Origin of the sequence: Cytophaga sp. FL35 (assembly GCF_014349235.1) — a bacterium.
Classification (GTDB): Bacteria; Bacteroidota; Bacteroidia; order Flavobacteriales; family Flavobacteriaceae; genus Euzebyella.
In genome coordinates this window covers 104993-117722 of sequence record NZ_JACSOH010000009.1, presented here as the reverse complement: position 1 = coordinate 117722, position 12730 = coordinate 104993, and the positions used below count along the sequence as shown (strand labels likewise).

Here is a 12730-nt window from a genome sequence, read left to right as displayed (position 1 = left end):
GAGGTTGCTTTTAATTGACAAAAATGGCATAGGGAATACCATCTGTATCGGTATTATCCACAAATTTTGGTTGAGGAGCCGGTTTTATACGAATTAAACCACCCTTATGGCCTTGTATGGACTTTTTATAACCGATAAGTATTAAATCATTGGTGGAATCATACGAAACCACTGTGGTGTTTTCAATTTGATATTCAAACTGTCTCTCTTCTTCGGTCATAAAATTTTCGTAAGCATATAAGACTGCGCTATTTTTATCAAAATCGTAAACGGCAGAGATGGTTGGATAACTACTATGCGGCCCTCCAGGCATATCATAATACATCTTACCGGAAGTATCAAAATTCATTGAAGTGGCAGAATTAAAATTTGGTTCTGTTCCAGTTCCATATTTTGTTAAACTTTCTGCCAGGGTTTGAGAATTGATGGCCGTATGATGATCGTCATAACTTACGATAATCTGGTCCTGTGGCCCCTTAAAAATTTTTCTTGCATTGCTATCTAATTCGGTAGAATGAACAGGCAAATCAGTGGTACTATCTAAAATAGTCAAAGCATTTTTACTAGTTTGCTCTAAATCCAAAGTTAGAACAAATAACCGTTGGTTCGCCAAAGCCAAACCCACTGGCTTTTTGTCCAAAGGAATATCCAGATATTCTGATGAATTATTATTATAACCGATGGACCTTATGAAATAATATGTCTTTTTGGGCGTCTCTCTATACTCGTATCCTAGATATACCTTTGAATTTGTGTGCAACATGGCATGAACGCTGATTTTACAATCGTTTAAGTCCTTTAAAGGATTTAGTTGAACAGGGGTATTACCTTGAAAATCAAAAATTTGTAATTCTCCTTTACAATCACCACTTGCAGTATAGGTACTCCACTTGTTGTCTCCAAAAAATTCAATTTCCGGCTTTGACGTTGTGGAAACTTTTAAAGATTCTGCATGCACATAAAGTAACTCCCCATTTGCCTCCAAATCAATAGAGGAAATGGCCTCCCCCGTATCCAATAACATGGTATAGCTAGACTTACCTGAATGTTGTAATTCCGTTGAATTTTCGCTAGTATCTTCGGATTTGGAGCAGGCAACAAATAACAGTACCCATAAGATATGGTACAAACGGTAGGTTTTCATATATTAAGAGTTTGGGACTGATGGCGCTAGACGGTTACGGGATACATTTTTTCCCGTTGTTCCTTTAGTGCTTTATCAGACATATACTCCTCAAACGATAAATACCTGTCGATGTTGCCTTTAGGTGTTAATTCTACAATTCTATTGGCCACAGTTTGTGCAAACTCATGATCATGTGTTGTAAATAAAACAGTGCCCTTAAAGTTCTTTAAGCTATTGTTAAAGGCTGTAATACTTTCCAAGTCCAAGTGGTTGGTAGGTTCATCCAACATTAGAACATTGGCACGAAGCATCATCATCCTACTTAGCATACAACGCACCTTTTCACCCCCGGAAAGTACCGTACACTTTTTAAGGGCCTCTTCACCACTGAACAACATTTTGCCCAAAAATCCACGGATATAAACTTCTTCCCTTTCCTCTTCGGTTTTAGCCCATTGTCTTAACCAATCTACCAAGTTGATGTTTTCGGTAAAATATTCGGCATTATCTGCCGGAAGATAGGATTGTGTGGTGGTTACACCCCATTGAAATTCACCAGCATCGGCCTTTCTTTTGTCATTAATGATTTCATAAAACGCGGAAGTCGCCCTTGAGTCCTTGGATATAACGGCCACCTTGTCGCCTTTGGCCAAATTTAAGTTGACATTACTGAAAAGCAAATCCCCATCTTCCGAATTGGCAGTCAGCCCTTCTATATTTAAAATCTGGTCGCCTGCCTCTCTCTCCCTTTCAAAAATAATGGCGGGATACCTTCGGCTAGAAGGTTTAATATCCTCCACCTTTAGTTTGGACAACATCTTTTTTCTGGAAGTAGCCTGCTTACTTTTAGCAACGTTGGCACTAAAACGAGAGATAAACTCTTGAAGTTCTTTGGCCTTTTCCTCTGCCTTTTTATTCTGCTGTGCGCGTTGTCTTGCCGCTAACTGACTGCTCTCATACCAGAATGTATAATTACCGGAATATAAATTCAACTTTCCAAAATCTATATCACCAATATGTGTACAAACGGTATCTAAAAAGTGCCTATCGTGAGAAACTACGATTACGGTATTTTCATAATCTGCCAAAAAGTTTTCCAACCAATTGATGGTCTCATAATCCAAATCATTGGTAGGCTCATCCATGATGAGAACATCCGGACTTCCAAAAAGTGCCTGAGCCAATAATACCCTTACTTTCATCTTAGAATCCATATCGGACATTAGGGTGTAATGCATGTCCTCAGAAATTCCCAAATTGGACAAGAGGGCCGCTGCATCACTATCTGCATTCCATCCGTTCATTTCCTCAAACTGAACTTGCAGCTCCCCTATCCTATCTGCATTCTCATCAGAATAATCGGCATAAAGGGCATCAATTTCTTTCTTGATTTCAAATAGTGGCTTGTTACCCATTACTACGGTCTCCAAAACCGTATTTTCATCATAAGCGTTATGGTTTTGCTCAAGAATGGACATTCTTTTACCGGGCTCAAGGTGAACTCGACCAGATGTAGGTTCAATTTTACCGGAAAGAACTTTTAAGAAGGTTGACTTGCCAGCACCATTTGCCCCAATTACCCCATAACAATTGCCCTCTGTAAAACTGACGTTTACTTCATCAAACAATACTCTTTTCCCAAATTGAACAGATAAATTAGATACAGATAACATAGCCTTCCTCTTTTTAAAAATCCGTGCAAAAATAGATAAATTTCTATGCTCTACCAATAATCTTGAATTCAATACCTTTCATCCTCATAATTAACGTATCACCTTAATTTTTAACTCCCCATTAACAGCGTAGCTAAAGGGGTTCATTAATTTTGTTTAAGGTATTGGAGGTGATCTATATGAATAAACATTTACTCTATCTTTTTCTTATTCTTTTTGCTTCTTGTGGAAGCACAGAAAAAACTAGCAATAAAGTCTATTTTGCCGGTGAAATTGTAAATCCTACAAGTGAACATATTGTACTTTTTAAGGGAGACGCAGTTATAGATAGCGCTAGACTGGACAAGAACAATAGGTTTAGTTTCAACTTTGATACCCTACCACAAGGCCTTTATCACTTTAACCATGACCCAGAGGTACAATACGTATATCTTGAAGGCGGAGATAGTTTGGTCATTCGTTTAAATACAGTAGATTTTGATGAATCATTGATTTTCTCAGGAAAAGGGGAAGAGGTCAATAATTTTTTATTGGAGCTTTTTTTGGCAGGGGAAGAAGAAACCGACCAAGTACGAGATTATTACCTTTTGGAACCTGAGGAATTCAAAGATAAAATTGACTCCCTAATGGACGAAAAGTTAGCTTTATTGTCCGAACTATCTACGGAGTCCGATCTTTCTGAAAAAGAATTGAAAATTGCCGAGGCAAGTATTTTCTATACTTACAGCACGTATAAAGAAAGCTACCCTTTTAGACACAAAAGACGCACCAAGGAAAAAAAAGTGGAGGATTTGCCCTCAACTTTTTATGACTATAGAAACGAAATAACCTTTAACGATAAAGATCTTGTTTACCTAAGGCCCTATTACAACTTTGTAAAAAACCACATAGGCAATATTAGCTATATGAGCTGTTTGATGGATTGTGATACCGAAGGCAAAGTGGTTCGCAATCACTTACATTTTAATAAACATAAATTACGTATTATTGATAGTTTGGTGGTTGAAAAGGAATTAAAGGACAACCTTTTTAGAAATGTTGCTTTTGATTATCTTTTAAAAGTTCACGATAGTGAAAAAAACAACGAAGAATTCATTCAAGGCTTTCACGAATTATCAAGTAACAATAGGCATATTGAGGAAATAAATACCCTGTATGAGGGTATAAGAAATATTCAGCCAAACAAAAAGATTCCAGGTATTCAAGTATTGGACTATAACGGGCAGGCTGTTTCCCTCCCGGACATTGCCAAGGAAAATAAAACCGTATTTTATTTTTGGTCTGGTGTGGATAGAAGTCATTTTGATAATATCAAAGAAAGAATAGCCAAGCTTACCAAGGAAAAACCACATTATAAATATGTGGGCATCAACTTTAAAACTGAAGAAGGCCATTGGAAAGCCTTGTTGGAAAGTTCCAAACTTAATCCTGAAACACAATTTAGGGCTACCAACTTTGAAGAACTTACCAAAGCTTTAATTTTATATCCGCTTAACAAATGCATTATTACTAATGACGATGTAATTGTGGATGCCTTTGCCAATGTTTACGGCCCTATGTAAATAAAAAAGAGGATTGTTGCCAACCCTCCTTTTTCATTTCGCTTTCTGAATAATATTATTCGTTGCCTTTCTTGTAATCGGCCAAGAATTTTTCCAAACCAATATCTGTTAAAGGATGATTAAGCAATCCAGTAATGGCCCCTAATCCTCCAGTCATCACATCTGCACCTATTTTGGCACACTCCAATACATGCATGGTATGACGGACAGAAGCTGCCAAAATTTGGGTTTCATACCCGTAATTGTCATAAATGTGACGTATTTCTGCAATAAGGTTCAAACCATCGGTAGAAATATCATCCAATCTTCCAATGAAAGGAGAAACATAAGTCGCTCCCGCTTTAGCCGCCAATAATGCCTGTCCTGCAGAAAAAACCAAGGTACAGTTGGTACGGATTCCTTTGTCAGAAAAATATTTTAATGCTTTAACACCATCCTTGATCATTGGGACTTTAACCACAATTTGTTCGTGTAGTTCTGCTAGCTCCTCCCCTTCTTTAATGATATTTTCAAAATCTGTAGCAATTACCTCTGCAGAAACATCGCCATCAACTATTTCGCAGATATCTACATAGTGCTTTAATATGTTATTACGACCTGTAATTCCTTCTTTGGCCATAAGGGAAGGATTGGTGGTAACACCATCCAATACCCCTAGTTCTTGAGCTTCACGAATCTGGTCTAAATTTGCCGTGTCTATAAAAAATTTCATTGTATTGTTTTAATGGGTTTAAATTTATAGCTATAATTTGCGACCCTTTCAAGGCCGATACGAATTTACAATTTATAATGCTTAAGTAACAGTTTCTCGTACAGTTTATCAGATAGAATACCCTTAAGTACTGTCGAGAATTTTTGTAGTGGTTCTCCTACTTTATAATGCACCTTTGGGTTCTTCGCCTCAATAATTTTCAAAACCTGCTTGGCCACCGCAATTGGATCCCCGCCATTATCGACGTCTTCATCAATCATTTTTAAAGTGTCCCCATACGGTTTTTTATACGCTGAATTTTCCAAAACCGGCGCATGATACCTACCGGCAGCTATATTGGTTCTAAAATCTCCAGGAGCTAGCGTACATACTTTTATGTTGGATTTCTTGGTTTCCATTCGTAATGCTTCCGTTGCTATTGCCAACGCGCCTTTGGTGGCTGAATAGATTCCCCTAAAAGGCAACCCCATAAACCCTGCAATAGAAGTTACATTGATGATTAGGCCACTACCCTGATTTCGCATTTGGGGAAGTACAGTTTTGGCCACATGCAAGGGTCCGTGAAAATTGGTATTGAAAACATTCAATATTTCCTCATGTGGTGTTTCTTCAATAGGTCCCGTTATTCCAATGCCTGCATTATTAATTAGGATATCCAGTCTATTTTCTTTGGAAACCACCTGTTGTACCGCTTTCTCTATTGTTTCCGATCTGGTTACGTCCATTTCCAATAAATTGAACAACTCAAAATCGGGATACTTTTCTAGGTTACGTGTGGTACCATATACCTTGAACCCCTTTGATTTTAAATATAAACCGATAGATTTGCCAATTCCCGAAGAACCCCCGGTTATAAGCACCACTTTTTTCTCCATAAGGCTGCAAATTAACAAATAAATTAAGGGAGAAAGGAACGAAAAAAAGAATTTGACAAAAGAGTTTAAAAAGAGGATTTTTCTATGCTCTTCAGCTAAATTTTAGGCACAAAAAAAGGCAAGCTACCTACATCGCACCGCTACGACCGTATACCCTTGCTGCGTTCCCACCCTGGGGGATTCTACAGGAGCTGGTCGTGTAGGACTTGCCGACTGCAAATATACAACCTTTTGTAGCTTTCACAATTCTTTACCACATAATTTAAATTCATATATCTGTCCAAAGTATTTATCTTTGCCCGAAAATTATCATAGCTCATTAAGAGCCAATAAAATACAACGGATGAACATTTTTCGATTTTTTTCGTCAAGCTTTCTTTTACTCCTGTTTATGGCTTGTGGAGGTGAAAAATCACCAGCCTCTATGTTTGAAATTGAGCTAGAAGGCAGTGGAAAGAAATTTCAGCAAAATCAAACGGTCGGGATCTCCATTAAGAATAAAAAGAATATGGAGATCAAGGAGGTAACCTATACCCTTGATGGTAAAACGCTTGATCTTAAAGATGGAAAAGTCACATTGAATCCACAAACCTTGGGTGATAAAACGTTAAACGCCACTGTAAACTATGAAGACGGTAGTGTTGAAGTTTCTAAAAACATTCAGTTGTTGGCGCCTAGTGCTCCATCCATTTATACCTACAAGATTATTAATGAGTATCCCCACGACCCAAAAGCATATACGCAAGGATTGGAGTTTCATAATGATACTCTTTATGAAAGTACCGGAAAAAAAGGCCGTTCTTCCCTTAGAAAAGTTGATTGGAAAACTGGGGAACGAATTCAAACGGTAGATTTGGAAGCTACCTATTTTGGAGAAGGCATCACTATTTTGAACAACAAAATCTATATGCTCACATGGCGAAGTGGTACTGGATTTGTATATGACCTACAGACCTTAGAAAGACTGGATTCATTTAAGTTTGGACAAAGTAAAGAAGGATGGGGGCTTACCAATGACGGAAAGAAGTTATTTAAAAGTGATGGTACGGAAAAAATTTGGTTCTTGAATTCCGAAACGCTGGTAGAAGAAGGATACATGGAAACCGTCACCAATAAATCCATCAATAAAAGTGCCAACGAATTGGAATATGTTGATGGTAAAATCTATGCCAACGTTTACCAAAAGCCCAGTGTTATGATCATTGATGCCAAGAGTGGCGCCATAGAAGGTGTCATCAACTTTGGCGGACTCAGTAATAAGGTTACGCACCACGATACCTGGAATGAAATGGACAACGTTTTGAACGGGATTGCTTACCATCCTGAAAGAAAAACATTTTTCGTAACCGGAAAAGAATGGGATAAAATGTTTGAAGTATCCATTGAAAAAAAATAAATGCATACATACACGAAGTCCCTTATAGTCAGTGAGGATGATTTAGACGAGCTAGAACATGTAAACAACGTAAGGTACGTACAATGGATTCAAGATATTGCTAAGGAACATTGGCAAGAGACCGTCCCGGAATCAATAAAACAAGGAATTATTTGGGTTGTAATGACCCATCATATCACATATAAATCTCCTGCCAAATTAAACGACCCAATAATATTAAGTACCTATATCAATAAAAGTAAAGGGGCCAAGTCTCAGCGGGTGGTAGAAATGCATAACGAGAATACGAACCAATTGCTTGTACGGTCCGTTACAGATTGGTGTATGCTCAACTCCAAAACCCAGCGACCTATGCGCATCACGGAGGATGTAATGAAATTATTTGAAAAGGAGTCTTAATTCTCATTAATTAAATAGAGCCATGCGGTTGTTCTTCTCGGTTTTTATTGCGTCAGTTTTTCTTTTCGTAATCTCATGCCGTAAAGAATTTAATTACGTTGCCAGCAATGGCAAACTTAGGTTCTCAAAGGATACTGTGTTTTTAGATACCATTTTTACAGGAATAGGAAGTAGTACCTATGTTCTAAAAGTTTATAATGATCGCAATGAAGATATAGAGATACCGTCTATAAAGCTTGAAAAAGAAAATAATAGCAACTATCGTATCAATGTAGATGGCATAGCTGGCACTAGTTTTAACAACATCCCCTTGGGTGCTCGTGATAGCCTTTTCATTTTTATCGAAACCACCTACTCCATCGAAAATTCCGCCAAGGAGTTTTTAAATACAGATGTGCTTTTATTTGACGAAGGCACCTACCAACAGAAAATATCCCTTGTAACTCTGATAAAGGATGCTATTTTCATCTTTCCCGAAAAAGATTTAGAAAGTCAGTTAAAGCCATTACCCTTAGATGCTCATGAATCAGGTGAGGAACTATTGGTCAATAGCTTTTTCCTGACGACGGAACAGTTGAATTTAACCAATGAGAAACCCTACGTTATCTATGGTTATCCGATGGTACCCCAAGGCAAAAAATTACTAATTGAAGCTGGGGCACGTCTATATTTTCATGAAAATAGTGGGCTTTTTATTACCACTAATTCTAGTTTGGAAATTTTGGGTGAAAATAGTTCGGACACTCTTTTATTGGAAAACGAAGTAATTCTTGAAGGGGATCGTTTGGAGCCTGAATTTGATGAAATACCTGGGCAATGGGGAGGTATCTATTTTGAAGAGAATAGCGGAAGTAGCACCATTAGCCATTTAACATTAAAAAATGCCATAAACGGTATTATTATAAAAAAATCCGATACTTTAGATAAAACCACGTTATCATTTACCGATTCTAGAATTTACAACAGTACTAATTACAATATTTTAGCTGAAAACTGTTCCATATACAGTGAAAATATAATTTCAGGGAATGCTGGAAAATCTTCTATTTATTTAAAAGAAGGGGGTAATTACGAATTTATACATGCAACCATAGCCAATTATTGGAGTTTTAGCTTTAGAACAGGGTTTGCCCTAGAAATTAACCAAAATATACCGTCCACAAATTCATTTAGTCTATCTTTTAAAAATTCCATTATCACTGGAAATGGCTTGGACGAAATACACTTGGAACTGGAAGAAACAACATCAAATGAATTATTTTTTGAGAATTGCCTGATTCAGTTTAGTCGGGAAGATTCAAATGATTTTCCCTATGATTTCACAAATAAGGACCGTTATCATAGTCTCTTAGTAAATGAAAATCCTGCTTTTGTAGAGCCTTTATCAAATAACTTTAAATTACATGCCGAATCGAAGGTTATAGATAAGGGAAATCCGGACATTTCACAACAAGTTCCACTGGATATTATTGGTAACAAGAGGGGAGAAATTCCAGACTTGGGCGCCTTTGAATTTTAATCAAAGGTCACACGAATACATCTTGCCATAATGCTAAATATACTACAAGGAATCATCTTGAATTTAAATTAATCTATAAAAAGCAACCTAATTTTTACTAATTCCAAAATTTTCTTACAATTATCAAAATAATTGACAGTAAATTCTTTCAAACTGCTTAATTTCCAGTAATTTAACAACAAAATCCCCAAATATTATGGGGAAATCCTTGCATTAGGAGCCTTTTACAATTGCTAATTTGCAATTAAAATCGTCTACCTCTTGGAGTATACCTATACCATTATAGACTCAGATGCAACTTCCAATTTGCAGTTACAGCATTATTTGGAAGACTACGGCGATTTTACCTGTGCCTCCATTGCCAAAGACAGTAATGAGGGTATCAACTTCATCTTAAAATATTCTCCTCAAATTGTTTTTATTAATTTAAACCATAAAGCCCATGAGTATTTTCAAATGGTCATGGAACTTCATCAATATCTTACAACGCTGCCCATCTTAATTGGTATTGCTAAGGGAAAACAGCATGCCTACGATGCAATCAAAAGTGGTTTTTTTGACTATTGGTTAATGCCTTATAATGAATTCGATATCAGAAAATCACTCTTAAGGTTAAAAAAGCAAATGCCATTGGAAAGAGAACCCCAGACGTTATGTTTGAGTTCCTACAGGGATTTTCAATACATCAATACTGATGAGATTCTTTACTTAAAAGCAGATAACAACGCTACCGAATTTGTTATGAAGGATGGTACAATAAACAATGCTTTTAAAACGTTAAAGACCTTCGAAAATCAATTACCTAAAAATTTTATACGCATACATCAAAGCTATATTGTAAATGTCAACTTTATTTCGCGTATAAGCTATGGTAAATCTGTATGCACTTTAAAACAGAACAAACAACAACTACCCTTCTCCAAATCGTATAAGAAGAACATTGATATTCTTAAACAAGTGCTGTCAAAAAACACCATTTCCGCATTAAATTGATTAAATTCTCATAGAATTAAGTCATTGACTCACAAACTACGGCTGTTTACTATTGTTTTTATTTCTGTGTTATTTTTCAACTAGGCTGGTAGTAGTTTAGCATCAAGAAAAAACAATAACCCCTAAAAAATCCCACTTTATTATGAAAAAAGTAGTTAGTATTTTTGCAGTAGTAGTTATGTCAATCGGAATGTTCTCTTGTGAAGCTGAGAACAATGTTCAAGATACGGATGCCGTATATGACTTAAACATTGACGCTTCTGTGGATGGTGACGATATACCAGTTGACGAGAGAGAAGATCCAGGACATTGATAAATAAATATTTTAAGAAAGCCTTAATGAAAATTAAGGCTTTTTTTTTACCTTGTATTTAAGTAATCCCCAATGCTTGTTAAACTTTATACATATAAACGGAGGCTATTCTTTTTATTAATAATATTAATTGGATTAAACTCTTGTAGTCAATTTGAAAAAACAAATAAATCTGATATAGAGAAACAACAGCTTATTGATTCCATCAATAGTTGGGTTGATTTTAGTTTCAAAAAAGGGCAACCAGATACCATTAAAGCCACTTATCTTAAAAGAGCAGAATCTGAAATAAAGAATATTTTAAATGATTCTTCTCGAAGAAGACTTTTATCTCGTATTTCCTATTCTTACCTAAAAAACTCCGATTCATTAAATTTTAGAAGAACAAGTGATATTGTATTAGACCTTTCTGAAGAGTCAGGGGACACCATTAGAAGTGCAGAGGCCCATTGGGATTTAGCTGTATTTTTTAGCGGTCATTCACAACCAGATAGTTCCTATTACCATTATGCCAAGGCGCAAAAACTGTACGAGGGTCTTAATAAAAATTTTGAAAACGCCAGAATGCTCTATAATATGGCAAGAACGCAAGCCTTGGTCAGGGACTATACGGGTAGCGAAATAAATACCATTAGGGCGATAGAACTATTAAAACCCTTGAACGAAAACAAACAACTGTTTTACTGTTACAGTAATTTGGGCTCCGTGACCAAAGAATTAAAGGAATTTGACCGGGCCATTGAATATTACCAAGAAGCCGGGGAATATTTAGAAAGAATAAATTCTCCCAATGACTTTGAGGTAAGCTTACAGAATAATATTGGGGTGGTTTACCAGGAACAGGGAAAGTTTAAAGAATCCATCCCTTACTTCCAAAGAGTTTTACGTACCCCAAATTTACAAGAAGAAAATCCAAAAGTTTATGGTCTCGCTCTTAACCATTTAGCGTATAGTCGTCTAAAAGTGAACCAGAGTAGGAATGTTGAAAACGACCTTAGGAAGTCCATTCAGGTTTTGGACAGTATTGACAATTTACCGGGTCTGGCAAGAGCCTATTATAATTTATCAGAATTCTATTTAGCACAGCAAGATACAGTTCAAGCTCTTACAGAAGCGCAAAAGGCTCTCGCCTACTCAAAGGAAAGTAACAATAATGACCGTACACTTTCTACCTTACAACTGCTTACCAAATTAGAACCGGAAAAGTCTGCCTATCACAACCATAACTATATTTCACTCAATGATAGCTTGCAACAAGAAGAGCGACAGGTGAGAAATAAATTTGCAAGAATTCGCTTTGAGACCGATGAATTTATTGCAGAAAACTTACTTCTTGCTAGACAAAAACAACTTTGGTCCGGTATTGCCATTGCTGTTCTACTATTAGGTGTAATGTCCTATTTTATTTTGGATCAACGGGTAAAAAATCAAAAATTACGATTTCAACAACAGCAACAAGCAGCCAACCAAGAAATTTTCAACCTTATGTTGGCTCAAAACCAAAAGAAGGAAGAAGGAAAAAAAATAGAACAAAAACGAATTTCCGAAGAACTTCATGACGGTGTGTTGGGCAAAATGTTAGGCGCAAGAATGGTACTAACAGGACTGAATAAAAAGCATGACCAAACAGCGGAATCAGAAAGAAAAAAGGCCATTGATGCCCTGCAAAAAGTAGAGCAGGAAATTAGAGCTATCTCGCATGAACTAAGCCATGCCGCCTATCAAAAAATAAACAATTTTATACATTCCGTTGAAGAATTGATAGAAACGGTGCAAGCCACAGCGGGATTCAATTACACTTTTGATTATGACCAAGGTTTTAATTGGGATGGTCTTCAAGGTAACACAAAAATTAACTTGTACAGGCTTTTACAAGAAAGTCTTCAAAATTCAGTAAAGCATGCTAATTGCAAGAATGTCTCATTAAATCTTCAAATAAAAAATAACGCAGTAGTTGCCGAAGTAAAAGATGATGGCAAAGGCTTTAAGACCAAAAAAGGAAAAAAGGGAATAGGCATGCGAAATATGGCTTCCAGGATTGAAAAACTCAATGGCAATTGGAATATAAAAAGTGAAATAGGAAAAGGCACAACTGTGACTTTTACTGTACCTTTGAAGAAAATTACTACTAATGGTTCAAAAGAACCTGTACAAGTTTAAGG

Annotated in this window: 11 protein-coding genes and 1 other RNA gene; 7 read left to right on the top strand and 5 right to left on the bottom strand. The window is 36.5% G+C overall.

The features are described 5' to 3' along the window. Positions 1–10 precede the first annotated feature (10 nt). Both BIZ36_RS09615 and BIZ36_RS09610 read right to left on the bottom strand, forming a co-directional pair. A complete protein-coding gene (locus BIZ36_RS09615; RefSeq protein WP_187457681.1) occupies positions 11–1144 on the bottom strand; it encodes a hypothetical protein in 1134 nt (377 codons plus the stop codon). Between the two features lie 26 nt (positions 1145–1170). Further along, positions 1171–2799: an ABC-F family ATP-binding cassette domain-containing protein gene (locus tag BIZ36_RS09610; protein WP_187457680.1), complete on the bottom strand. Its 1629-nt coding sequence runs from the start codon at positions 2797–2799 to the stop codon at positions 1171–1173. 179 nt (positions 2800–2978) lie between these two features. Between BIZ36_RS09610 and BIZ36_RS09605 the strand changes: the two genes are divergently transcribed. Next, the gene (locus BIZ36_RS09605; RefSeq protein WP_187457679.1) at positions 2979–4361 is read left to right on the top strand and encodes a transaldolase; all 1383 of its coding nucleotides are present in this window, start codon (positions 2979–2981) and stop codon (positions 4359–4361) included. 55 nt (positions 4362–4416) lie between these two features. Here BIZ36_RS09605 and fsa read toward each other — a convergent pair whose 3' ends face one another. From fsa to ffs, 3 genes are all read right to left on the bottom strand, one after another. Continuing rightward, the gene (fsa, locus tag BIZ36_RS09600) at positions 4417–5073 is read right to left on the bottom strand and encodes a fructose-6-phosphate aldolase (protein ID WP_187457678.1); all 657 of its coding nucleotides are present in this window, start codon (positions 5071–5073) and stop codon (positions 4417–4419) included. A 65-nt stretch (positions 5074–5138) separates the two neighbouring features. Then, positions 5139–5948: an SDR family oxidoreductase gene (locus BIZ36_RS09595; protein WP_187457677.1), complete on the bottom strand. Its 810-nt coding sequence runs from the start codon at positions 5946–5948 to the stop codon at positions 5139–5141. A 113-nt stretch (positions 5949–6061) separates the two neighbouring features. Beyond that, an RNA gene (gene ffs / locus BIZ36_RS09590) (signal recognition particle sRNA small type) lies at positions 6062–6160 on the bottom strand. A gap of 131 nt (positions 6161–6291) precedes the next feature. Here ffs and BIZ36_RS09585 point away from each other — a divergent pair. The 6 genes from BIZ36_RS09585 (at position 6292) to BIZ36_RS09565 (ending at position 12728) form a co-directional block, all read left to right on the top strand. After that, the gene (locus BIZ36_RS09585; protein WP_187457676.1) at positions 6292–7344 is read left to right on the top strand and encodes a glutaminyl-peptide cyclotransferase; all 1053 of its coding nucleotides are present in this window, start codon (positions 6292–6294) and stop codon (positions 7342–7344) included. Further along, positions 7345–7743 carry an acyl-CoA thioesterase gene (locus BIZ36_RS09580; RefSeq protein WP_187457675.1) on the top strand — a complete coding sequence of 133 codons (399 nt, stop codon included), beginning with the start codon at positions 7345–7347 and terminating at the stop codon, positions 7741–7743. It abuts the gene before it with no gap. 22 nt (positions 7744–7765) lie between these two features. Next, on the top strand, positions 7766–9262 hold the full coding sequence (locus BIZ36_RS09575; protein ID WP_187457674.1) for a hypothetical protein: 1497 nt from the start codon (positions 7766–7768) through the stop codon (positions 9260–9262). A 261-nt stretch (positions 9263–9523) separates the two neighbouring features. Continuing rightward, the gene (locus BIZ36_RS09570) at positions 9524–10255 is read left to right on the top strand and encodes a LytR/AlgR family response regulator transcription factor (RefSeq protein ID WP_187457673.1); all 732 of its coding nucleotides are present in this window, start codon (positions 9524–9526) and stop codon (positions 10253–10255) included. Between the two features lie 178 nt (positions 10256–10433). Further along, positions 10434–10568, top strand: coding sequence for a hypothetical protein (locus BIZ36_RS21125; protein WP_286174677.1), 135 nt, complete (start codon positions 10434–10436; stop codon positions 10566–10568). A 72-nt stretch (positions 10569–10640) separates the two neighbouring features. Further along, positions 10641–12728 carry a tetratricopeptide repeat-containing sensor histidine kinase gene (locus tag BIZ36_RS09565; RefSeq protein ID WP_187457672.1) on the top strand — a complete coding sequence of 696 codons (2088 nt, stop codon included), beginning with the start codon at positions 10641–10643 and terminating at the stop codon, positions 12726–12728. Positions 12729–12730 lie beyond the last annotated feature (2 nt).

What these genes read in the sequence shown, in the direction of transcription:
- BIZ36_RS09615 (WP_187457681.1), bottom strand. Translation starts at nt 1,144, where the DNA reads ATGAAAACCTACCGTTTGTACCATATCTTATGGGTACTGTTATTTGTT.
- BIZ36_RS09610 (WP_187457680.1), bottom strand. Translation starts at nt 2,799, where the DNA reads ATGTTATCTGTATCTAATTTATCTGTTCAATTTGGGAAAAGAGTATTG.
- BIZ36_RS09605 (WP_187457679.1), top strand. Translation starts at nt 2,979, where the DNA reads ATGAATAAACATTTACTCTATCTTTTTCTTATTCTTTTTGCTTCTTGT.
- fsa (WP_187457678.1), bottom strand. Translation starts at nt 5,073, where the DNA reads ATGAAATTTTTTATAGACACGGCAAATTTAGACCAGATTCGTGAAGCT.
- BIZ36_RS09595 (WP_187457677.1), bottom strand. Translation starts at nt 5,948, where the DNA reads ATGGAGAAAAAAGTGGTGCTTATAACCGGGGGTTCTTCGGGAATTGGC.
- BIZ36_RS09585 (WP_187457676.1), top strand. Translation starts at nt 6,292, where the DNA reads ATGAACATTTTTCGATTTTTTTCGTCAAGCTTTCTTTTACTCCTGTTT.
- BIZ36_RS09580 (WP_187457675.1), top strand. Translation starts at nt 7,345, where the DNA reads ATGCATACATACACGAAGTCCCTTATAGTCAGTGAGGATGATTTAGAC.
- BIZ36_RS09575 (WP_187457674.1), top strand. Translation starts at nt 7,766, where the DNA reads ATGCGGTTGTTCTTCTCGGTTTTTATTGCGTCAGTTTTTCTTTTCGTA.
- BIZ36_RS21125 (WP_286174677.1), top strand. Translation starts at nt 10,434, where the DNA reads ATGTCAATCGGAATGTTCTCTTGTGAAGCTGAGAACAATGTTCAAGAT.
- BIZ36_RS09565 (WP_187457672.1), top strand. Translation starts at nt 10,641, where the DNA reads ATGCTTGTTAAACTTTATACATATAAACGGAGGCTATTCTTTTTATTA.